Annotated in this window: 16 protein-coding genes; 7 read left to right on the forward strand and 9 right to left on the reverse strand. The window is 73.6% G+C overall.

Annotation, left to right across the window (positions count from 1 at the left end; all coding sequences use genetic code 11):
- Nucleotides 1-253 (forward strand): hypothetical protein (locus tag ACFV3E_RS39985; protein WP_500540451.1); only part of this gene is annotated, 253 nt, incomplete at its 5' end.
- 216 nt (nt 254-469) lie between these two features.
- On the opposite strand, the gene ACFV3E_RS39990 is transcribed toward ACFV3E_RS39985, so the two are convergent.
- Nucleotides 470-1033 (reverse strand): MarR family winged helix-turn-helix transcriptional regulator, encoded by a 564-nt coding sequence (locus tag ACFV3E_RS39990; protein WP_500540453.1) that lies wholly within the window; start codon nt 1031-1033, stop codon nt 470-472.
- A gap of 116 nt (nt 1034-1149) precedes the next feature.
- Here ACFV3E_RS39990 and ACFV3E_RS39995 point away from each other — a divergent pair, with 116 nt between their 5' ends.
- The gene (locus ACFV3E_RS39995; RefSeq protein ID WP_500540455.1) at nt 1150-2397 is read left to right on the forward strand and encodes an MFS transporter; all 1248 of its coding nucleotides are present in this window, start codon (nt 1150-1152) and stop codon (nt 2395-2397) included.
- Between the two features lie 7 nt (nt 2398-2404).
- Here the strand turns inward: ACFV3E_RS39995 and ACFV3E_RS40000 are convergent, their stop codons facing one another.
- Together ACFV3E_RS40000 and ACFV3E_RS40005 are read right to left on the reverse strand one after the other, a co-directional pair.
- On the reverse strand, nt 2405-4054 hold the full coding sequence (locus ACFV3E_RS40000) for an ATP-binding SpoIIE family protein phosphatase (RefSeq protein ID WP_500540457.1): 1650 nt from the start codon (nt 4052-4054) through the stop codon (nt 2405-2407).
- Between the two features lie 116 nt (nt 4055-4170).
- On the reverse strand, nt 4171-5550 hold the full coding sequence (locus ACFV3E_RS40005; RefSeq protein ID WP_500540459.1) for an NAD(P)/FAD-dependent oxidoreductase: 1380 nt from the start codon (nt 5548-5550) through the stop codon (nt 4171-4173).
- Nucleotides 5551-5844: 294 nt separating this feature from the next.
- Here ACFV3E_RS40005 and ACFV3E_RS40010 point away from each other — a divergent pair, with 294 nt between their 5' ends.
- Together ACFV3E_RS40010 and ACFV3E_RS40015 are read left to right on the forward strand one after the other, a co-directional pair.
- Nucleotides 5845-6543, forward strand: coding sequence for a TetR/AcrR family transcriptional regulator (locus tag ACFV3E_RS40010; RefSeq protein WP_500540461.1), 699 nt, complete (start codon nt 5845-5847; stop codon nt 6541-6543).
- 110 nt (nt 6544-6653) lie between these two features.
- Complete coding sequence (locus ACFV3E_RS40015) at nt 6654-8519, forward strand: sigma-70 family RNA polymerase sigma factor (protein WP_500540463.1); 1866 nt, start codon at nt 6654-6656, stop codon at nt 8517-8519.
- Nucleotides 8520-8543: 24 nt separating this feature from the next.
- Here the strand turns inward: ACFV3E_RS40015 and ACFV3E_RS40020 are convergent, their stop codons facing one another.
- From ACFV3E_RS40020 to ACFV3E_RS40040, 5 genes are all read right to left on the reverse strand, one after another.
- A complete protein-coding gene (locus ACFV3E_RS40020) occupies nt 8544-9242 on the reverse strand; it encodes a DsbA family oxidoreductase (protein ID WP_500540465.1) in 699 nt (232 codons plus the stop codon).
- Nucleotides 9243-9314: 72 nt separating this feature from the next.
- Entirely contained in the window at nt 9315-12554 is a 3240-nt protein-coding gene (locus ACFV3E_RS40025) for an AfsR/SARP family transcriptional regulator (RefSeq protein ID WP_500540467.1), read from the reverse strand.
- A gap of 729 nt (nt 12555-13283) precedes the next feature.
- Nucleotides 13284-16319: a dTMP kinase gene (gene tmk / locus ACFV3E_RS40030; protein WP_500540469.1), complete on the reverse strand. Its 3036-nt coding sequence runs from the start codon at nt 16317-16319 to the stop codon at nt 13284-13286.
- 79 nt (nt 16320-16398) lie between these two features.
- On the reverse strand, nt 16399-19275 hold the full coding sequence (gene topA, locus ACFV3E_RS40035) for a type I DNA topoisomerase (RefSeq protein WP_500540471.1): 2877 nt from the start codon (nt 19273-19275) through the stop codon (nt 16399-16401).
- Between the two features lie 161 nt (nt 19276-19436).
- On the reverse strand, nt 19437-19637 hold the full coding sequence (locus ACFV3E_RS40040) for a hypothetical protein (RefSeq protein WP_500540473.1): 201 nt from the start codon (nt 19635-19637) through the stop codon (nt 19437-19439).
- Nucleotides 19638-19913: 276 nt separating this feature from the next.
- On the opposite strand from ACFV3E_RS40040, the gene ACFV3E_RS40045 reads away from it, so the two are divergent.
- The 3 genes from ACFV3E_RS40045 to ACFV3E_RS40055 all read left to right on the forward strand — a co-directional run bounded on the left by ACFV3E_RS40045 (nt 19914) and on the right by ACFV3E_RS40055 (nt 21162).
- The gene (locus ACFV3E_RS40045) at nt 19914-20327 is read left to right on the forward strand and encodes a TM2 domain-containing protein (RefSeq protein WP_500367685.1); all 414 of its coding nucleotides are present in this window, start codon (nt 19914-19916) and stop codon (nt 20325-20327) included.
- A gap of 5 nt (nt 20328-20332) precedes the next feature.
- Entirely contained in the window at nt 20333-20743 is a 411-nt protein-coding gene (locus ACFV3E_RS40050) for a DUF2752 domain-containing protein (RefSeq protein ID WP_500367687.1), read from the forward strand.
- A 155-nt stretch (nt 20744-20898) separates the two neighbouring features.
- Nucleotides 20899-21162, forward strand: a complete 264-nt coding sequence (locus ACFV3E_RS40055) for a TM2 domain-containing protein (protein WP_500507505.1) — start codon at nt 20899-20901, stop codon at nt 21160-21162.
- Between the two features lie 67 nt (nt 21163-21229).
- Here the strand turns inward: ACFV3E_RS40055 and ACFV3E_RS40060 are convergent, their stop codons facing one another.
- A complete protein-coding gene (locus tag ACFV3E_RS40060; protein ID WP_500540475.1) occupies nt 21230-22747 on the reverse strand; it encodes a DUF7059 domain-containing protein in 1518 nt (505 codons plus the stop codon).
- Between the last annotated feature and the right edge of the window lie 19 nt (nt 22748-22766).

Consider the following 22766-nt stretch of genomic DNA (forward strand, 5'->3'; position numbering starts at 1 on the left):
GTTGACTTTTGGCACGCTGTTGAGTTCTCAAGGAACGGAAGCTTCCTTCGAGACCGTTTCACCGGCCCCTCCGGGCTTTCCCTTCGTTGTCTCCAGCTTAGCAGATCCGATTTCCTTCTCTGCCACCCTCTGGAGGGGGTTTCGCCGTCCGGCTTTCGCTTTTCGGCTTTTCCGACTCTATCAGACCGCTTCCGGCCTGATCCCCGGTCAGCGGGGCTTGTCCTCGCGGCTGTTGGGCCGTTCCGACTGGTGAAACGTTAGCGGATCAGTGGCGCCCGATGCCAATCGAGCAATTCCGTTGATCCTCATTCCGAAAAACGCACACGCGAACGAGACGACACGAAGCCGTTCATCGAGGTGGATCCTGCGGAATGGCTGCCCGGGGACCGACCGGAGTCGGTGTTCACCGGCGGGCAACTCGGAGAACATTACGGATCCCCCGTACGTCTGTCAAACCGGGGCAGCCGGGTCAGTCCAGGTCCCTCAGACGGCCGCCGGCGTCCGGCTGGTCGGTCTCGACGCGGCGGAGGAGACGGGTCAGGAGGTCGCCCAGGACGTTGCGTTCGTCGGGGGCGAGGTCCTGGAGGAGGTCCGCCTCGAAGACGGAGGCCATGCGCATCGTCTCCAGCCACTTGCTGCGGCCGAGGTCGGTGAGCTCCACGATGACGCGGACGCGGTTGCTCTCGTCACGCTCCCGGGTGACCAGACCCTCCGCCACCATGCGGTCGATGCGGTGGGTCATGGCGGCCGGGGTGAGTCCGAGTCGCTTGGCCAGGTCGCCGGGGCCGAGGCGGTACGGACGGCCCACGACCACAAGGGCCTTGAGGACCTCCCACTCGGCGCTGGTGATGCCGACGGCCGACAGGTGCCGGCTGTAGCCCACGTTCATACGGCGGTTGAGCCTGCCCAGGGCCGTGACGATCTTCTCGACCTGGGGGTCCACCTCGGGGTATTCGCGCTGGTAGATCGCGATCTGCTCATCGAGGTCCAGCTCCTGCGGGGTGCCGGCAGGGCCGTCGGCTGCACTCGTCATGGCAGGAGTGTCCCACGAAACTCGTTGGCCCTAAAGACTTACAGCATGTACTGTTTAGCTTCGAAGTTTAAAGTTGAAGTCTTCAAGTTCGAGGACTACTGACCTAAGGGGTGAGTGTGACCACCGCGATGGGCGCCGCGCTGCGCCGGATCCAGCTGGGCAACGCGCTGAGCGCGTTCGGCAACGGCTTCACCGTCCCGTTCCTGTTCGTCTACGTGGCGCAGGTGAGGGAACTGGGAGCGGGCACGGCGGGTGTCGTGCTGTCCGCGTTCGCCGTCGCCGCGCTCGCCGTGCTGCCGTTCACCGGTCGGGCGATCGACCGGAGCGGCCCGCTGCCCGTACTGCTGGCCGGTGCGTTCGCGGCGGCGGTGGGCTCGATGGGCTTCGGGCTCGCCTCGAGCGCGCCCCTGGTGATCGCCGCGTCCGCGGTGATGGGCGCGGGCATCGCCGTGATGCAGCCGGCGCTGGCCACGCTCATCGTGTGGTGCTCCACGCCGAAGACGCGGTCGCGGGCCTTCGCGACGCAGTTCTTCCTGAACAACCTCGGACTGGGTGTCGGCGGCCTGCTGGGCGGGCTGCTGGTCGACACCTCGCGGCCGGGCTCCTTCACGCTGCTGTTCTCGATCGAGGCCGCGATGTTCGTGGTCCTCGGTGTCGTCGCGGCCTCCGTGCGGCTCCCCAAGGCGGCGCGCATGGAGGCGGCGCCGACGGACAAGGCGGCCGGCGGTTGGCGGGCGCTGTTCGCCGACCGGGCGATGGTGCAGCTGTGCGTGCTGGGCGGGGTGCTGTTCTTCGCCTGCTACGGGCAGTTCGAGTCGGGGTTGTCGGCGTACGCGGTCGAGGTGACCAAGGTGTCGCCGGCGACGCTGGGGGTCGCCCTCGCGGCGAACACCGCGGCGATCGTGGTGGCGCAGTTCCTCGTCCTGCGCCCGGTGGAGCGGCGGCGGCGCAGCCGGGTGATCGCGGCGGTCGGTCTGCTGTGGGCCCTGGCGTGGGTGGTCGCCGGTCTCGCGGGGCTCACGGGCTCCGCGCACGGGATCGCGACGGCCATGCTGATCGGCACGTACGCGCTGTTCGGGCTCGGCGAGGCGATGCTGTCGCCGACGGTCGCGCCGCTGGTGGCGGACATGGCGCCGGAGCGGATGGTCGGCCAGTACAACTCGGCGTTCGCGCTGGTGAAGCAGTTGGCGCTGGCCGTGGGGCCGGCGGTCGGCGGGCTCATGGCGGGCGGCGGGATGTACGCCGAGTACATCGTGATGCTGGTCGCGTGCTCGCTGGGGGTCAGCGTGCTCTCGGTGCGGCTGGGCCGGCGTCTCACGGTCGGGCAGGACGCGCCGCTGCGCGAGCCCGTGCTGGCGGCGTGATCCTCCCTCAGCTGGGGAGCGCGAACTCGCACCACACCGCCTTGCCGCCGCCGGGGGTCCGCCGGGATCCCCAGGCGGAGGCGATGGTGGCGATGATGGAGATGCCCCGGCCGGCTTCGTCGGCCGGTTCGGCGCGGCGGCGGCGCGGCAGGTGGTCGTCGCCGTCGGTGACCTCGATGATCAGTCGCCGGTCGGTGCGCCGCAGCCGCAGCCGCATGGGCGGGACGCCGTGCTGGAGCGAGTTGGCGACCAGTTCGCTGGCGGCGAGGACGCCGAGGTCGACGAGTTCGACGGGGAAGCGCCACGAGGTCAGCACGCCCTGGGCGAAGGCGCGGGCGCGGGGGGCCGCCTCGATGCCGCCCAGCAGTTCCAGGGAGGCGTTGCGGAACAGCTCGGAGTCGTTGCCCTCGTGCTGCGGGTACTGCATGACGAGCACGGCGACGTCGTCGGCGTGCTCGGAGGTGACCCCGAGGGCGCGCAGCAGGCGGTCGCAGATGACCTGGGGGCTGCCGGTGGCGCCGGCGAGGGCGTTCATCAGGGCGGAGACTCCCTCGTCGATGTCCTCGCCGCGGCGCTCGATGAGGCCGTCGGTGTAGAGCACGGCGGTGGCACCGGGCCCGAGGGGGACGGAGCCGGAGGTGTGGACCCAGCCGCCGGTGCCCAGCGGCGGGCCGGTGGGTTCGTCGGCGCGGCGGACGGTTCCGTCGGCGTCGCGGACGACGATCGGCAGGTGGCCGGCGGAGGCGTACGACAGCCGTCCCTCGCTGGGGTCGTGGACGGCGTAGACGCAGGTGGCGATCTGGGTGGCGTCGATCTCGGCGGCGAGGCCGTCGAGGAGCTGGATGACCTCGTGCGGGGGCAGGTCGAGGCGGGCGTAGGCGCGGACGGCGGTGCGCAGCTGCCCCATGACGGCGGCGGCGCGCACGCCGCGGCCCATGACGTCGCCGATGACGAGGGCGGTGCGGCCGGCGCCGAGGGTGATGACGTCGTACCAGTCGCCGCCGACGGCGGCGTCGGTGCCGCCGGGCTGGTAGGTGGCGGCGACGCGCAGGTCGTCGGGCTGTTCGAGCTCCTGGGGGAGCAGGCTGCGCTGGAGGGTGACGGCGGTCGCGTGCAGGCGGCGCTCGCTCTCGCGGAGGCGTTCGGCGGCCTGGACCTGGTCGGTGACGTCGTTGGCGAAGACCAGGACGCCGCCGGTGTCGCCGCCGTCCTTCACCGGGACGGGGCTGCAGGTGAGGGTGAAGTAGCCCTGCCGGGTGGCGGTGGCGACCTTGCGGGCCTTGACGGTGCGGGGCTTGCCGCTGCGGAAGACCTGGTCCATCAGGGGGAGCAGACCGAGCTCGGCGAGCTCGGGGAGGGACTCGCGGGCGGGTTCCCCTGCGGTGCGGGGTCCGAAGACCTCGGTCCAGGCCTCGTTGACGTACCCGAGGTGGTGCGTGGGCCCGTGCGTAACCGCGATGAGGGCGGGCAGCCGGCCCAGCACCTCGCGTACGGGGAGCGCGTCGAGGGTGTGCGCCGGCGTGTCGGGGTGCTCGGCGGCCTCGCCGCGCGCCGCGGGGACCGCTCCGCCGGACGGGGGTTCGGCACCGGCGGCCGCCGCCTGGGCATTGCGTCGTTGTGTTCCGGGGAGCCGGGCGCTCCAACGCGTGAGGTTCAAACGTCCGATTCCTCGTATTTGTCACTCTTTGCAGGTGCTGGCGCACGCTTGGTCACGGGTCCAGTGTGGCCGACCCACCGCTCCGGGGGAATCGGCCACCGCATCCGCACTGGCGGTCAGGGCGCGTCGGGCTTGCGGCCGGTCTCCGCGGCGAGCTCGAACTCGGCGCGGGGGTTCTCCAGCGAGCCGAGCGAGACGATCTCCCGTTTGAAGAGCCCGGACAGGACCCATTCGGCCAGGATGCGCGCCTTGCGGTTGAAGGTGGGCATCCGGCTGAGGTGGTACGCGCGGTGCATGAACCAGGCGGGGTAGCCCTTGAGTTTGCGCCCGTAGACCTGTGCCACGCCCTTGTGGAGGCCGAGTGAGGCGACCGAGCCCGCGTACTCGTGACGGTAGTCGGTCAAGGGCTCGCCGCGCAGGGTCGCGACGATGTTGTCGGCCAGGACACGGGCCTGGCGCAGGGCGTGCTGGGCGTTGGGCGCGCAGAGCGCCTCGGGGTCGTCGGAGGTGACGTCCGGGACGGCGGCGGCGTCGCCCGCGGCCCAGGCGCCCTCGGTGCCGGCGATCCGCAGGGCCGCGGTGCACTTGATCCGGCCACGCCCGTTGAGCGGCAGGTCGGTGCGGGAGAGCACGGGGTGCGGCTTGACCCCGGCCGTCCACACCAGGGTGCGGGTGGGGAGGCGGGAACCGTCGTCGAGGGCGGCGATGCGGTTCTCGCAGGACTCCAGCCGGGTGTTCAGGCGGATGTCGACGTTGCGGCCGCGCAGCTCGCGGACGGCGTACCTGCCCATCTCCTCGCCGACCTCGGGGAGGATGCGGTCGGTGGCCTCCACCAGGATCCACCTCAGGTCGTCGGCCTCGACGTTGTGGTAGTAGCGCACCGCGTAGCGGGCCATGTCCTCCAGCTCGCCGAGGGCCTCCACGCCGGCGTAGCCGGCGCCGACGAAGACGAAGGTCAGGGCGGCCTCGCGGACCTCGACGTCCCGCGTGGAGGAGGCGATGTCGAGCTGCTCCAGGACGTGGTTGCGCAGCCCGATGGCCTCCTCGACGGTCTTGAAGCCGATGCCGTGCTCGGCGAGGCCGGGGATCGGCAGGGTGCGGGAGACCGAGCCGGGTGCCAGCACCAGGTGGTCGTACGGCAGCTCCAGCGCGGCGGAGCCCTCCTCCTCGGTGGCGAGGGTGGTGAGGGTGGCGACCCGTTTGCCGTGGTCGATGCGGCGGGCCTCGCCGATGACCAGCGTGCAGCGGTCCAGGACCCGGCGCAGGGGCACCACGACGTGGCGCGGCGAGATGGAGCCGGCCGCCGCCTCGGGCAGGAAGGGCTGATAGGTCATATAAGGCTGCGGTTCGACCACGACGATTTCCGCTTCGTCGGCCTTCAGCCTGCGCTGCAGCCGCAAAGCGGTGTACATGCCCACATAACCGCCGCCGACGACCAGGATGCGTGGGATCCCGGATTCTTCTGCCGCACCGGACGGCCCCTTGAGTGCTGCCATCGTCCCATGAGGCAATGGGCCATCGGGGTTTGTCCACAGGGCGTACGGCAATGAATGGCCGAATCCTGTTCTCCGGCAGGTCACGGGCGGGTTCCCGACCGGTGTGAAGTGCCGGAACGGAGAATCGGCGGCGCCGGTACTCCGATCGTGGGTGGACTCCCCCTTCATTCTTGACCGGGGCTCAACTATGTTCGTATCCGGCCGGGGTGCCCGTGCGGCGTCGTCCGCCGTCTCCCGGCGATCATGGGGTGGGGAGTCTCCGGGGGGAGACGCGATTAACCGGGGGATACACATATGCATATCCAGGACCCTCAATGGGCGATGACCGCGACCGTCAGCGGTCATCCGGACACGGTCGTACGGGGTGTCGGCGGGAGTCGTACCTCGCCGCTGCGCGTGGACGCGCAGCGCAACCTCGAGCACGTCCTGCGCGCCGCCCGCGAGGTCTTCGGCGAGCTGGGGTACGGCGCGCCGATGGAGGACGTGGCACGGCGGGCCCGGGTGGGCGTCGGCACCGTCTACCGGCGCTTCCCCAGCAAGGACGTGCTGGTGCGGCGCATAGCCGAGGAGGAGACGGCACGCCTGACGGAGCAGGCGCGCGCGGCCCTGGGCCAGGAGGAGGAGGCCTGGTCGGCGCTGTCCCGCTTCCTGCGGACGTCGGTGGCCTCCGGCGCCGGGCGGCTGCTGCCGCCGCAGGTGCTCCACGTGGAGCCGGCCGGCGCCCCGGACGGGGCGCGCGTGCCGCAGCAGCGCGGGGCGGGGGAGGACGTCGCCTCGGGCGCCGGTGTCGCCACGCTGCTGGACGTCGTCGGGCAGCTGGTGGAGCGGGCGCGGGCGGCGGGTGAACTGCGCGCGGACGTGTCGGTGGCCGATGTGCTGCTGGTCATCGCCACCTCGGCGCCGTCACTGCCGGACCCCGCCCAACAGGCGGCGGCCTCGGGCCGGTTGCTGGACATCCTGCTGGAGGGGCTGCGGTCCCGTCCGGGAGCGTGAGGCTGACCCGTTCAGGTGATGACCCGCGTCCGGGGGGTGAAACTCCCCGGACGGGTGGTTCTGGTGCTTGACAGCTCGTCGGACGGTACGGGTGTGCCACTCTTACGCCCGTGGATGAAGGAAACGGGGAGTCCGGTCCGCCCGCGGAGGCGGGGGCGGACTCCGGTGGGGACCCGCCGTCCGGCCGCGTACCCGGGCAGCGGGATCCGCTCGCGGAGCGCCTCCCCGAGGCCACGGACACCCCCGGGGCGCAGCTGTCCGACGCCGACCTGGTCGCCCGTGTGCGCGGCGGCGACGACAGCGCGTACGAGGAGCTGTACCGGCGGCACGTGGCGGCCGTGCGGCGCTACGCACGGGGCTGCTGCCGTGACCGGCACACCGCGGAGGACCTGACCGGCGAGGTCTTCGCCCGCACGCTGCAGGCGATCCGCGGCGGCAGCGGCCCGGACGCCGCGGTGCGGGCCTACCTGCTCACCACGGTGCGGCGGGTGGCCGCGTCGTGGGGCAGCACCGCCAAACGGGAGCAGCTGGTCGACGACTTCGCCGTGTTCGCGGTCACGTCGGCCGGTGCCGCGGCGGGCGAGGGTGCCCAGGAGCTGGGTGCGGACGTGCGCGCCATGCACGAGGCCGAACGGTCGCTGGCCATCCAGGCCTTCCGTACGCTCCCCGAGCGCTGGCAGGCGGTGCTGTGGCACACCGCGGTCGAGGAGGAGTCACCCAGCAAGGTCGCTCCGTTGCTCGGCCTGACGGCCAACGCGACGGCCGTCCTCGCGCACCGCGCCCGCGAGGGACTGCGCCAGGCTTACCTGCAGGCGCACGTCTCGTCCTCGCTGACCGCCGAGGGGGCCTGTGCCCGCTACGCGGACCGGCTCGGCGCGCACGCCCGCGGCGGTCTGCGGATGCGGGCCGACCGGGAGCTGCGCAAGCACCTGGAGGAATGCGCCAAGTGCCGCCTCGCGGCGGCGGAGCTGGCGGACGTGAACGCGGCGCTCAAGGGGCTGCTGCCGGTCGCGGTCGTCGGCTGGTTCGGCGCGGCGTACGCGGCGAAGGCGGCGGGCATCGCCGCGGGCGGTGCGGTGGCCGGTGCCGGCGCGGGTGCCGCGGCCGCCGCAGCGTCGGGCGGCGCTTCGGGCGGTGGCGCGGCGGCGGGTGCCGGTGGTGCGGCGGCCGCCGAAGGGGCCGCCGCACCGGTGAAGATCACCGTTGCCGCGGGGCTGGCGCTCGCGGCGGCCGGTGCCGTGGTGGCGATCGCCCTGACCGGGAACGACAGCACACCCCCGCCGCAGGCGGAGAGCAAGCCCTCGGCCGCGCCGGTCGTACCGGCGCCGTCCCCCACACCGACCCCTTCGCCGTCACGGCGCTCCCCGGCGCCGAGCCCGACGCCGTCCGTCCGGGCTCCCGTACGGGCCGTCACCCCGGCCCCGACGCCTCCGGCGCGCCCCGCCGAGGAGCCGGCGCCCACACCCAGCGAGCCGCCGGCGCCGTCCCCCAGCCGTACCCCCGAGCCCACGCCCACGCCCACACCGACACCGACCCGGGCGCCCGAGCCGGCGGTCTACCGGCTGAGCGCGCTCGAGCACGGCGTCCTCGGCCGGTCGGACCGGCCCACGATCCGCCTCGGCGACTGGGTCTGGCAGCGCTGGGGCCTCGGCATCGGCGGCACGCGCTACCCCGACGGCGTCACGGTCGGCGCGCCGTCCACCGTCACCATCGACCTCAACCGCTCCTGCACCGCCTTCGACGCCGTCGTCGGCATCGACGACGTCGCACTGGGCTTCGGTGCGGCGCGCTTCTCGGTCTACGGCGACCACGGGCGGCTGTGGCGCTCCGAGGTGCTGCGCGGCGGTGACCCGGGGGTGCCGGTGCACGTGCCGATCGCCGGCAACGCCGGCATCCGGCTGACGGTCGAGCCGACGCGCAGGTTCCACCTGGTGAACGTCGCGGACTGGGCGGTGTCGCGGATCACCTGCGACTGAGGCGTGCCGCCGGTCCCCGCCGGTTCAGCCGGCGGGGGCCTCGCACGCGCCGTCGGCGCAGGCGTCCGCCGCGGGGGCGGCGGGTACGGCGCCGGTCTCCTGGGCGACCTGCTCCAGCACACGCAGGAACGTCGAGGTCTCCTGGCCGCCCTGGACGGCCCACTTGCCCTCGAAGACGAAGGTCGGGACGGCGTTCACACCGATGCTGCGGGCGTCGTCGATCTCGGCGAGCACCTCCGCGAGGCCCTCGTCGGAGACGAGGAAGGCGGCCGCGCGGTCGCGGTCCAGCCCGGCCTCGGCGGCGAGGGCGGCCAGGGCGTCGCGGTCGCCGACGTCGGCGCCCTCGGCGAAGTGCGCCACGAGCAGCCGGTCCTTGAGCGCGGCCTGCTCCTTGGCGCCGTACGCGTTCAGGGCGTGCCACAGCAGGCGGTGGGCGAGCAGGGTGTTGTTCTCGATGGCGCGGTCGAAGTCGAAGGCCAGGCCCTCGGCACGGCCGAGCTCCGCCACCCGGGCGTCCATCGCCGCGGACTGCGGGCCGTAGCGCTCGTCGAGGTAGGCGCGGTGGGGCTCGGGGGTGTCCGACTTGTCGGGGGCGAGCTGGAAGGGGCGGTAGACCACCTCGACCTGGTCGGCCTGCGGGAAGGCGGCCAGCGCCCGCTCGAAGCGGCGCTTGCCGACGTAGCACCAGGGACAGGCGATGTCGCTGTAGATCTCGACCTTCATGCTCTCTCCGTCACCGAAACCGTCAGTTGAATCCTCAAGCCTGCAACGAAGAGCCCGTCCCCGGCCATTCCCCTAGGCGATCGCCTCGGCCAGCAGCGCGTAGGCGCCCTCGCCGCCCAGCCCGTGGCCCGCGGTGCGGGCCCGCTCGTACGGCCCGTCCCCCAGGGCCGCGCGGGCCGCCGCCTCCGCCGCGCGCACCCCCGCCTCCTCCGGGACGGGGCGCGGCAGGCCCGCGCGCAGGCCGTCCGCCGCACCGTGCAGCCGGGCGGCCCGTACGGGATCGCCGAGGGTCACCAGCACCTCGGCGGCGTACTCGGCCACCGCCGCCAGACGCGGTTCGGCGCAGAAGCCGTCGAGTCCCGCGCGCAGTGCCTCCGCGAGCCCGGCCAGGGCGCCCGCCGTGTCGCCCTCGGCGGCGGCCACCCGGGCGGAAAGGCTCGCAACGAGCAGCTCGAAGTCCGGTGGGGGCGTGCCCATACGGCCCTCGCCGTGCGCGAGGTCGACCAGCTCCCGGGCCTCCCGGAGCTCGCCCCGGCGCAGCACGATCGTCGCCAGCAGCGCACGGATGTAGGCGCGGGCGTCCCACACCCCGTACTGCTCGGCCTCCTCGGCGGCCCGGCGCAGCAGCTCCTCGGCGCGGGCGTCGTCGCCCTCCCGGTGGGCCACCTCACCCATGCGGGACCGGACGAAGATGCCCTCCACGTGCGCGCCCAGTTCACCGCCGAGCCGCAGGGCCTCCTCCAGGTCCGCCCGCGCCGCCGCGTAGTCGCCGTACGCCAGCGCCATCTCGGCCCCCGCCTCGCAGACCTGGGCGCGCATCCAGCGGTCGCCGAGCCGTTCGCTGAGTTCCAGCAGCTCCGGCCAGTCCGCGTCGGCCCGGGGGAGCCCGCCGGGGAGGTCGATCGTGATGTGCGTACGGAACATCAGTGCCGCCGCCAGTTCCCATGTGCCGCCGTACGCGCGGCAGGTGGTCACCATCGTGTCCGCGTGCTCCCGGATCGCCTCGTGGCGGCCCACGACGTAGTCGCAGAACGGCCACAGCATGCCGGGGAAGCGCGCCGAGTGCGGGCCCGGAACGCTGTACACCTCGACGATCCGCGAGGCCAGCGCCAGCATCTCCTGGCTCTGCATCTCCTCGCGGGGCATGGTGTCGCTGACCACGAAGAGGTGGAGCAGCCGCAGGTTCATGCGCGACCAGAAGCCCGGGGCGCCGGGATCGTCGGGGAGTTCGGCGAGCCCGATGAGCCGGGCGAGCCACTCCCGCGCCTCGTCGCGGAAGTTGCGCAGCCACCAGAACCAGCCCATGGCCAGGGCCAGTTCGATCCCCTCGGCCTCGTCCCCAGCGTCGATCGTCCGGCGCAGCACGGCCCGTACGTTGTCCAGGTCCGCCTCCACACGGGCCGCCCAGACCAACTGCTCGGGGCCGCGCAGGCCGGAGTCCGCGGTGCGGGCGAAGTCCGCGAAGTACGCGGTGTGCCGGCGGGCCGCCTCCGCCAGGTCGGCGGGATCACCGGCGGCGCGCTCGGCGGCGTACTCGTGGATCGTCTCCAGCAGCCGGTAGCGCACCTCCTCCGCGCCGTGGTCGACCACGACCAGGGACTTGTCCACGAGCTGGCCGACCAGCTCCAGCGCCTCCTCCCCGCAAACGGCCTCCGCCGCCTGCAGCGTGCAGCCGCCGGCGAAGACGCTCAGCCGGCGCAGCGTCGTGCGTTCCGCCTCGCCGAGCAGGTCCCAGCTCCAGTCGACGACCGCGCGCAGCGTCTGCTGGCGGGGCAGCGCGGTGCGGCTGCCGCCGGTCAGCAGCCGGAAGCGGTCGTCGAGGCGGGCCGCGATCTGCCGCGGCGTGAGCACCCGCAGCCGCGCGGCGGCCAGCTCGATGGCCAGCGGCAGCCCATCCAGGCGGCGGCAGATCTCGTCCACCGCCGCCGCGTGGTCGTGGTCCGCGTCGAACCCGGGGCGCACGGCCGCCGCCCGCTCCACGAACAGCCGGTGCGCGGTCGGCAACGGCAGCGGCTCGACCGGGCGCACCGTCTCGCCCTGCAGACCCAGCGGCTCGCGGCTCGTGGCGAGCACGGTCACACCGGGGCAGGCGGCGAGCAACTGGTCGGTGAGGGCGGCCGCGGCATCGATGACGTGCTCGCAGTTGTCGAGCACCAGCAGCATGCGGCGCTGCGCGCAGTGCTCCAGGAGCCGGGCTGCCGGGTCGGCCTCCTGGCCCGCGCTGCGCACCTCGCGGGCGGCGGCCAGCACGGCCGTGTCACGGCGTCCGATCGCGCTCAGCACGGCGTCCGGCACGGCGGCGGGGCGGTCCAGCGGGGCGAACTCCGCCAGCCACACCCCGTCCGGGTACGCGGAGGCCCCGGCCACCGCGGCCGCGGCCTCCTGCGACAGCCGCGTCTTGCCGGAACCCCCGGGGCCGGTCAGCGTCACCAGGCGGTGCCTGCCGTCGGTCAGGCTCGCGCGCAGCACGCCCAGTTCGGCCTCGCGGCCGACGAAGCTGGTGAGGCGGGCCCGCAGGTTTCCGGTACGGGGCGGGCCGGTAGGGGCGGCCGTCGGGGTCGGCGGTTGCGGTTCGGCGGCGAGCAATCGGGCGTGCAGGGACTTGAGTTCGGTGCCCGGGTCGGTGCCGAGGCGATCGGCGAGGGCCAGGCGGGTGTCCTCGTACGCTGCCAGGGCGTCGGCGGAGCGGCCCGTCGCATGCAGCGCCCGTATCAACTGCGCCCGGAACGGCTCGTGCAGCGGGTGCTCGGCGACCAGCCCGCGCAACTGCGGCAGCAGTTCGCCGCCGCGGCCGAGCGCCAGGCACGCCTCGATGCGGCGGTACGTCGCGGTCAGCCGCAGGTCCTCCGCCCGGGCGGCGGCGGAACCCCGGTCGGGCAGGTCCGCCAGCGCGGGACCGCGCCACAGCGCGAGCGCGGCCTCCAGGGTCTCCGCGGCGGCGTCGGGGTCACCGGCGTCGAGGGCGGCACTGCCTTCGCGTACCAGGCGCTCGAAGAGGTGCAAGTCGACGTCGTCCGGGGTGGCCGTGACCAGGCGGTAGCCGGCGGGGCCCGAGGCGATCGTGTTGTCCTGGGACCCGAGGGCGCGGCGCAGCCTCGACACGAGCGCCTGCAGTGCGCCGGAGGCGTCCTGGGGCGGCTCGTCGCCCTCACCGCCCCACACCTCGGCGATCAGGGCGTCCGTGGACACCGCGTGCGGGGCGTGCAGCGCGAGTGCGGCGAGCAGGGCCCGCAGCCGCTTGCCGCTGCCCAGGGGCACGGGCGCGCCGGTGGGGCTGCGCGCCTCCGTGGCGCCGAGGATCAGGTACCGCACGGGGCCATTCTTACGGTGCGGGCTCTGCGAGGCGAAGCCGTTTCCCTGTGCGGGTGCGTTGTGCTTCGCGGACCGGGGGTCGTGGTGCGGCCCGGTGGCTGTGTGCGGGTCCGTTGCGCCTGCGGCGGGCTGTCCCCCACCCACCCTCCCGATTGCCCGGCGCGGTCAGTGACCGCCTCGCGCGGTCGTTGTGAGGTCGGTGCCGCGCCGGGGCACGCCCCCAGCCTTCGGCCGGGGGGACCCCCACCTCGGCGCTCGCGGCGCTGCCCCACATCATCCGGCACCGCGCCCACCGCTCGTCGCCTGCGGGGGCACCCCGCCACACCCCCTCCAGTTGTCTCGCGCACTGACGTCCGTGGGGGTGGGGGTCACGAGGCGGTTCGGGGTCGCCGCAAGTGCCCCACTCACCCCCACCGGCCGTCATGCGCCCACACAGCCGGAGGGGGTGTGGCGGGGTGCGCCCATGGGGGTCCCCCCGGCCGAAGGCTGGGGGAGACGAGCGGCGAACCCGGCGCCCAATGACGTGGGGGTAAACCGCGAGCGCTGTGGGGGTCCCCCCGGCCGAAGGCTGGGGGAGGGCGGGCGGCGGGGAAACCGCCCGCCGCAGGCGCAACGCACCCGCGCACAAACACACGGGCAGCCCGGCGCAGCCGCCCGCAGGCGCGAACAACCCGCAGACAACAAACGGCCGCAAGGGGCACCGCATGCGGAACGGTGCCCCCGGAGGGGCTAGTCCCGGTCGTCGTCCTCGTCGCGCGGGCCGAGGAGCTCGTCCGCGAGGGAGGGGAGGTCGTCGAGGGGGGTCTCCTCGGCCCACGAGGGGCGGGGGCGGGGGCGGCGCCCCTCCGCGGGGACGGACGGCATCTCGCGCGTGCGCTCGTTCTCCGGGTCACGCGGCGCCGTGGCCGGCGCCTCGGGACGGAAGATGCCGGGCGGCACACGGTCGGCGGAGGGGACGGGCGGCAGGACGGCCGTGTCGTCCGCCGCGCCGGGGGTGACCGCGGGCAGAACGGCCGTCTCCTCCGCGTCGGTGGGCGCCGCGGGCCGCGGCGGCCGCGGCGTCTCGGCGGTCTTCGTGAAGTCCGGGAAGGCCGGCTTGACCGGCGGCAGGACCGCCGTCGCGTCGTCGACGGGCACCGCGCGCAGCACGGCGGTCTCCGCGTCCCCGGCCGCCCCGGTCGAGGGGGCCGGCGGCCGCGGGGTCTCCACGGTCCTCGTCGTGTCCTCCGCCTCGACGCGGGCCTGCTCGGCCCGCATCAGGGCTTCCTCGGCCTTGCGCTGGCGCTCCAGGCGGCGTTCCTCGGCCTCGGCGCGGAGACGGGCCTCCTCCTCGGCCTGGCGGCGCAGCCGTTCCTGTTCCTCGCGGCGGACCCGCTCCTCGGCCTCGCGGCGGGCGCGCTCCTCCTCGGCCTGCCTGCGGGTCTCCTCGGCACGGCGCCGGGCCTCCTCCGCGGCGGCCTCCTCGGCCGCGAGGCGGGCGGCCTCCTCGGCGAGGCGGCGGCGTTCCTCCTCCTCCGCGCGGAGCTTCTCCAGCTGGGCCTGTCGCTCGCGTTCGAGCCGCTCCTCCTCCGCCTTGCGGGCCGCCTCCTCCTCGGCACGCCTGCGGGCGTCCTCCTCGGCCTGGCGGCGGGCCTCCTCGCGGGCCTCGACCTCCTTCTCCGACAGGGGGAGGATCTCGTCGAGACGGTGCCGTATCACCGTCGTGACGGCCTCCGGCTCCTGGGCCGCGTCGACGACCAGGTAGCGCGCGGGGTCGGCCGCAGCGAGCGTGAGGAAGCCGGAGCGCACGCGGTCGTGGAACTCCGCGGGCTCGGACTCGAGCCGGTCGGGCGCCTCGGTGAAGCGCTCGCGGGCGGCCTCGGGGGTGACGTCGAGCAGGACGGTCAGGTGCGGGACGAGACCGTCCGTCGCCCAGCGCGAGATGCGGGCGATCTCGGTCGGCGCGAGGTCGCGCCCGGCGCCCTGGTAGGCGACGGAGGAGTCGATGTAGCGGTCGGAGATGACGACCGCGCCGCGCTCCAGCGCGGGGCGTACGACGGTGTCGACGTGCTCGGCGCGGTCGGCGGCGTACAGCAGGGCCTCGGCGCGGTGGGAGAGCCCGCCGCTGGAGACGTCGAGCAGGATCGAGCGGAGCCGCTTGCCGACCGCCGTGGCGCCCGGTTCGCGGGTGACGACGACCTCGTGGCCCTTGCCGCGGATCCACTCGGCGAGGGCCTCGACCTGGGTGGACTTGCCGGCCCCGTCGCCGCCCTCAACGGCGATGAAGAAGCCGGTGGGGGCGGGCGCCTGCTCGGGGTCGCCGCCGCGCAGCGCCTCGCGCAGGTCGCGGCGCAGGGGCACGCCCTGGCGGTCGTCGGTCTTGCCGAGGACGAGCGCGGCGACGGGCAGCAGCAGGGCGCCGATCAGCATGAGGGCGTAGGCGGCGCCGCCGTGGTCGAAGGTGAAGTGCCCGTTGACGACGCGGTGCGGGCCGATGCCTCCGGCCAGCAGGGGGGCGCCGACGGCGCCGACCGCCATGAGCAGGTGCGTGACCGCGTGCAGGTGGTCGGTGGCGCGGGCCCTGCGGGACTCCTCGGTCTCCTGGTCGATGAGGACGTGCCCGGTGTTGGCGGTGATCCCGGCCGCGGTGCCGGCGAGCAGCGCCAGCAGCAGCACCGTCGTCGGGTCGGGCACGATGCCGGTCAGCAGCAGGGCCAGACCGGTGACGGCGATGGCGATGGCGAGCAGGCGGCGCCGGGACAGTCCCGGGAAGGTGTGCGGGGCAATCCGGATGCCGAGCACGGGGCCCGCGGTGAGCGCCAGCACCAGGAGCCCGTAGCCGACCGGGCCCCCGCCGAGGTCGGCGGCGTGCAGCACGGCGAGCGCCACGGCGGCGGCGATGGCGCCGGCGACGGTGGTGGTACCGAGCACGAGCAGCGGTACGGCGCCAGTGCGCCCGCGGTCGTTGCTGCGCAGCCCCTGCAGCGGGGAGCGGAGCGGGGTCGCCTGGTCGCCCGGCAGCTCCAGCAGGTAGAGGACGGCGCCGGAGGCGGCGAACAGCCCGGCGGCGACGTAGGAGGCGAGGGCGGCCTGGTGCAGGCCGAACCAGTCGACGCCGAGGCCGATCAGGTTGCCGACGAGCGTCACGACGACGAGGCCCGCGGCGGCGATCGGGAAGGCGACGAAGCCGGTGCGCTGGTCGAGGCGGCGCAGCGCGTCGAGGCGGTCGGGCAGCGGACGTACCGTTCCTGCGCCCGGCGCGGGCGGGGGCAGCAGCCCGGGGGCGGCGCCGTCCTTGGCGACGGTCCACAGCCGCTCGGCCACCCCGGTGACGAAGACGGTGACCAGCAGCCAGGCGACGGCGTCGGCCGGCACCCAGTCGATCCACAGCGGGGCGACGATCAGCAGCGCGAGGCGTACGACGTCGGAGCCGATCATCGTCCACCGGCGGTCCAGCACGCCGCCGGGCCCGGTGAGGGAGCCCAGCGGGCCGAGCAGTACGGCCCCGAAGAGCAGGGCGGCGAGGACGCGCGCCGCGAAGACGGCCGCGACCGCGAAGGCCGCGCCGCGGTATCCGCCGCCGAAGGCCTGGGCGCCGACGGCGGCCTGCGCCGTCAGGACGACCAGGACCAGCAGGGCGAGCCGGTCGCCGACGGTGCCGGTCAGCTGAGCGCCCCACAGTTTGCGCAGGGGAGGGATCTTCAGCAGGGCACCCACGGCGCGTTGCCGCGAGTCGGCCTCGAGTTCGTCGGCGAACGTGTCCGTTGGCTGCTCGGATCGCGTCATTCCGCCAGCCTATCGGGACACGGTGCCGTCCCGGAGGGCGCCTGCCGGGACCGCACCTGCCGTGCGGCCCCCGCGGGGACTACTCGGCGGGCTCGGCGGCCGAGGAAGTGGCCTTCTTCGCCGTGGTCGTGGCCTTGGCGACGGTCTTCTTGGCGGTCGTCTTGGCCGCCGCGGTCTTCTTCGCCGCGGTGGTCTTGGCGGCCGTCTTCTTCGCCGCCGTCTTGGTCGCGGTCGCCTTCTTGGCCGGGGCCTTCTTGGCCGCCGTCTTCTTCGCCGTCTTCTTGGCGGGGGCCTTGGCCCGCTTCTCGGCGAGCAGCTCGTAGCCGCGCTCGGGCGTGATCGTCTCGACGTCGTCGTCACGGCGCAGTGTGGCGTTGGTCTCGCCGTCGGTGACGTACGGACCGAAGCGGCCGTCCTTGACGACGACGGGGCGCTCGCTGACCGGGTCGGTGCCCAGTTCCTTCAGCGGGGGCTTGGCCGCGGCGCGGCCGCGCACCTTCGGCTGGGCGTAGATCGCCAGGGCCTGGTCGAGGGTGATCGTGAAGAGCTGGTCCTCGGTCTCCAGGGAGCGCGAGTCGGTGCCCTTCTTCAGGTACGGGCCGTAGCGGCCGTTCTGCGCGGTGATCTCGACGCCCTCGGCGTCGGCGCCGACGACGCGCGGCAGCGACATCAGCTTGAGCGCGTCCCCCAGCGTCACCGTGTCGAGGGACATCGACTTGAAGAGGGAGGCGGTGCGCGGCTTGACCGCGTTCTTGCCGGTCTTCGGGGTGCCCTCGGGCAGGATCTCGGTGACGTACGGGCCGTAGCGGCCGTCCTTGGCCACGATCTGGCGGCCGGTCTCCGGGTCGGCGCCCAGCTCGAAGTCGCCGCTGGGCTTGGCCAGCAGCTCCTCGGCGAGCTCGACGGTCAGCTCGTCCGGCGGCATGTCGTCGGGGACGTCGGCGCGCTGCCCGGTCTCGCCCTCGGTCTCGGCGGCCTTCTCCACGTACGGGCCGTAGCGGCCGACGCGCAGCACGATGCCGTTGCCGACGGGGAACGAGGAGACCTCGCGGGCGTCGATGGCGCCGAGGTCCTCGACGAGTTCCTTCAGGCCGCCGAGGTGGTCGCCGTCGCCGTTGCCCGCGTCCGCGGCACCGCCGACGGGGGTGTCGCCCTCGCCGAAGTAGAAGCGGCGCAGCCACGGCACCGCCTGGGCCTCGCCGCGGGCGATGCGGTCGAGGTCGTCCTCCATCCGCGCGGTGAAGTCGTAGTCGACGAGCCGGCCGAAGTGCTTCTCCAGCAGGCCGACGACGGCGAAGGAGAGGAAGGACGGCACCAGGGCCGTGCCCTTCTTGAAGACGTAGCCGCGGTCGAGGATGGTGCCGATGATCGAGGCGTACGTCGACGGACGTCCGATCTCGCGCTCTTCCAGTTCCTTGACCAGCGAGGCCTCGGTGTAGCGGGCGGGCGGCTTGGTGGCGTGGCCGTCGGCGGTGACGTCCCGCGCGGTGAGGGCGTCGCCCTCGGTGACGGCGGGCAGCCGGCGCTCGCTGCTGTCGAGCTCGGCGTTGGGATCGTCGGCGCCCTCGACGTAGGCCTTCATGAAGCCGTGGAAGGTGATGATCTTGCCGGAGGCGGAGAACTCGGCGTCCCGGCCGTCGGCCGCGCGACCGCCGACCTTGACGGTGACGGACTGGCCGACCGCGTCCTTCATCTGGGAGGCGACGGTGCGCATCCAGATCAGCTCGTACAGGCGGTACTGGTCGCCGGTCAGGCCGGTCTCGGCCGGGGTGCGGAAACGATCACCCGAGGGGCGGATCGCCTCGTGCGCCTCCTGGGCGTTCTTGACCTTGCCCGCGTAGACGCGGGGCTTGTCCGGCAGGTAGTCGGCGCCGTAGAGCTGGGTGACCTGGGCCCGGGCGGCGGTGATCGCGGTCTCCGACAGCGTGGTGGAGTCCGTACGCATGTAGGTGATGAAGCCGTTCTCGTACAGCTTCTGGGCGACCTGCATGGTGGCCTTGGCGCCGAAGCCGAGCTTGCGGCTGGCCTCCTGCTGCAGGGTCGTGGTCCGGAAGGGCGCGTACGGCGAGCGGCGGTACGGCTTGGACTCGACCGAGCGGACGGAGAAGGCGGCGCCCTCCAGGGCGGCGGCGAGCGCGCGGGCGGCGGCCTCGTCCAGGTGGAGGACGTTGGCACCGTCCCTGAGCTGGCCGTTCGCGCCGAAGTCACGGCCCTGCGCGACGCGCTTGCCGTCGACGGCGCTGAGCTTGGCGCCGAAGGTGCCCGGGTCGGTGGCGTCACCGGCCCGGCCGGTGGCGAAGGTCCCGGACAGGTCCCAGTACTCGGCGGAGCGGAAGGCGATGCGCTCGCGCTCGCGCTGGACGACGAGCCGGGTGGCGACGGACTGGACACGGCCGGCCGACAGGCGCGGCATGACCTTCTTCCACAGGACCGGCGAGACCTCGTAGCCGTAGAGGCGGTCGAGGATGCGGCGGGTCTCCTGGGCGTCGACGAGGGGCTGGTTCAGCTCGCGCGGGTTGCGGACGGCTTCCTGGATGGCGTCCTTGGTGATCTCGTGGAAGACCATCCGGCGGACCGGGACCTTGGGCTTGAGGACCTCCTGCAGGTGCCAGGCGATGGCCTCGCCCTCGCGGTCCTCATCGGTGGCGAGCAGGAGCTCGTCGGACTCCTTGAGCAGGTCCTTCAGCTTCTTGACCTGGGCCTTCTTGTCCGCGTTGACGACGTAGATCGGCTGGAACTCGCTGTCGACGTTGACGCCGAGCCGCGCCCACGGCTGGCCCTTGTACTCCGCCGGCACTTCGGCGGCCCCGTTCGGGAGGTCGCGGATGTGCCCGACGCTGGCCTCGACGACATAGCCGGGGCCGAGGTAGCCCTTGATCGTCTTCGCCTTGGCAGGCGACTCGACGATCACGAGTCGGCGGCCGCTGCCCTGTGCGGTCTCGCGGGTCGGGGACAACTTCGCTCTTCTCTCCGGGTCGAAGGTGGTCTCGCTGCGGAGTGTGACCGTACATCCCGGTCCCGTGTCAAACGGGAAAAGTCCGCAACGCCACTCGAACGGTAACCCGACAAGCGTCCTGTCTGCCGCACGGACTGCCGTCCATGTCCGATTTGCCCAGCTCAGAGGATCGGGAACAGCCAGACGCCGACAAGAAGCGAAACAACCCCGAAGAAACCTGCCACGGCGGCGGACGCCGGGCCCCCTCCCTGGACCACCGGCAGGTGCCGCAGCGACCGGGTGACGGTCCAGGCCAGGAGGGCTGCCCCGAATACCGCGAACACCGTCCCGGCGAAGATCCCTGGCGCGGTTTCCATGTACATGCCCCCCAGGTCCCTCTCGTGCTCCACGACCGACGCCCCCGCAGCCACGGAGAGTGGCACGCCGGGGCGACGACCGGAAGAACCCACGGTGAACTCCGCCCGAAAGGGCGTGGCCGGATCCTTTCGCTCCCGCCCGGTTCCACCGGGCCCGGCCGCGGCCCCTCCCCGCTCGCCGTCCCCCCTCCCCCTGGCCGCACTCCTCGCGCCCCTGGCCGCCTTGACTCACCTGACAAGATGTCCGGATACACCGAACGTTCTCTCAGGGGGAGTCCCACGATGTCCGACCCGAACAACCCGTACGGCCAGCCCGAGCCGGACGGTTACGGCTACCCGCAGCAGCCCCCGGCCGGCCCCGGCGGCTACGGCCAGCAGCCCGGCTACGGCTACCCGCAGCAGGGTTACCCCCAGCAGGGATACCCGCAGGGCGCCTACACTGGCGACCCCAACGCCCCGTACGGCTACGACATGTACGGCCGCCCGCTGTCGGACAAGTCCAAGGTCGTGGCCGGCGTGCTGCAGCTGCTGGTGGGCGGCCTGGGCATCGGGCGCTTCTACGTGGGCGACATCGGCATCGGCGTCGCGCAGCTCCTCACCTGCGGCGGCTTCGGCATCTGGGCGCTGATCGACGGCATCCTCTTCCTGACGAGCAACGACCGCACCGACTCCCAGGGCCGGATCCTGCGCAGCTGAGGACGATGACCTCCCTGACCTGGAACCGCCTCAGGGCCGTGGCCGGACGACCGGCCACGGCCCCCGTGGCGTCGCTCGTCGCGGGCGCGGCGGGCGCCGCCTACCTGTGGGGCACCGACCCGCACCAGGAGGGGCACTGGCTGCCCCGATGCCCCTTCAACTTCCTGACGGGGCTGCTCTGTCCCGCCTGCGGCGCGACCCGCATGGTCTACGACCTGATGCACGGCGACCTGTCGGCCGCCTTCCACGACAACGCGCTGCTGCTCCTGGCGAGCCCCTTTCCCCTCTATCTGTACGCGCGGTGGGTGACGGAGGGGCTGCGCGGCCGTTCCTACCGCCCCACGCTCGGACGCCGTGCGCAGCTGGCGGTCCTGGGGATCGCCGTGGCCTGGGCCGTCGTACGCAACGCGGTTTGACAACGCGGTGATCACGGTTCCGTGACGGCTGTTCATCATCGGGACGGATGTCAATTTTCTGATGCAAGTATGTGGCCATCCGAGGCGGGGGGCCGGATCCTGAGGAAACGTGCGCTCCTGCCTGTTCGTCCCCATTTGCGCAAGGAGCGACCTTCATGGCCACGCCCACCACTGACGCCCCGCACGGCTACGACGCGGCCGGCCGTCCGCTGTCCGACAAGTCGAAGATCACCGCTGGTCTTCTGCAGCTCTTCCTGGGCGGCCTGGGCATCGGGCGCTTCTACACCGGCCACACCGGCATGGCCATCGCCCAGCTCCTGACCTGCGGCGGCCTCGGCTTCTGGTCCCTGATCGACGCGATCCTCTTCTTCACCAGCAAGGACCGCACGGACTCCAAGGGCCGCGTCCTGCAGGGCTGATCCCCGCGACGCACCCCGACGGCCCGCCTCCGCTCTCCGCTGCGGAGGCGGGCCGCCGCGTTCGGGCTCACACCGGCTCGATGAAGCCCTGCTCCACCAGCAGCCGGATCGCCTCCGGCGTACGGTCCCGCAGCACCACCGGGTCCTCGCCCAGCAACTGGGCGATGGCGTCCAGGATCCGACCGGCCGTCAGCGTCCCGTCGCAGACGCCCGCGAAGCCCGCACCGACCGTGTCCACCCTCGTCGCGCGCCGCATGCCGCGGTTCGCCCGCAGGACGACGTGCTCCGGGTCCTCGGCGCCGGGCAGTCCCACCTGCTCCTGCACCACCTCGTCCGCCAGCCTGAAGCGCTCGTCGAGCAGCGCCGCGTCGTCGTGGGCGCGCAGGAAGTCCTGGCGGCCGAACCAGGCCGCGATGTGCGGCCCGAGCGGCTGCTCGACGGGATGCGGCCACTCCTCGGCGGTGACGACGGGACGGTCCGAGCCGGTCCTGCGCACGGTGATCCAGCCGAAGCCCACCGCCTTGGTCTTGCGCTGTTCGAAGGCGTCCAGCCACGCGTCGTAGCGGGCGGCGTACGCCTCGGGCCCCGCCAGGTGGTCACCGCCGTCGCGCAGCCACAGCTCCGCGTACTGCGTGATGTCCTGCACCTCGCGCTGCACGATCCACGCGTCGCAGCCGGCGGGCACCCAGGCGGAGACGCGGTCCCGCCAGTCCTCGCCCTCGGTGTGCTCCCAGTTGGCGAGCAATTGGAGGTGCCCGCCCTCGGTGAGGTGGTCGGCGGCCTGCCGGACGACGGTCCGGCACAGGTCGTCGCCGGCCATGCCGCCGTCGCGGTAGGTGAAGCGGCTGCCCGGGGAGATGACGAACGGCGGGTTGGACACGATCAGGTCGTAGCGCTCGTCGCCGACCGGCTCGAAGAGGCTGCCCTGCCGGACGTCCGGATCGGGCGCGCCCGACAGGGCGAGGGTGAGCCGCGTGAAGTGCAGGGCGCGGGGGTTGAGGTCGGTCGCGGTGACCCGGGTGGCGTGCCGGGAGGCGTGCAGCGCCTGGATGCCGGAGCCGGTGCCGAGGTCCAGCGCCCGGGCCACGGGCGTGCGGACGGTGATCCCGGCGAGCGTGGTCGACGCACCGCCGACGCCGAGCACCAGGTCCGCGCGGTCCACGCCGGGCGTCGTGCGGATGCCGTTGGCGCCGCCCACCGCGCAGCCGAGGTCGGAGACGATGTACCAGTCCTCGCCGCCGTCGCCCCCGTAGGGGCGGACGTCCACCGTGGCGCGCACCTCGTCGCCGTCCCGGACGAGCCAGCCGTCCTCGAGGGCCGCGTCGAGGGGCAGCACGTCGCGCAGCCGGGCGTACGGGACCGGCTGCTGCAGCAGGAAGAGCCGCACCAGGCTCTCCAGCGGGCTGCCGCCGCGGGTGGCGCGCAGGGCGGGTACGGTCTCCGCCCGCGAGAGCGCGGCGTAGGCGGTCGCCCCGAGCAGATCGAGGCAGCCGTCGGCCGTGAAGGCCGCGGCGCGCAGCGCGTCGCGGAGGCGGTCGGCGCGGTCGGGGGCGGGCAGGGGCTGCGGGGGCGGCTGCGTACTCACGCTGCCATTGTCACCCGTG

Origin of the sequence: Streptomyces sp. NPDC059718 (genome assembly GCF_042733315.1) — a bacterium.
Classification (GTDB): Bacteria; Actinomycetota; Actinomycetes; order Streptomycetales; family Streptomycetaceae; genus Actinacidiphila.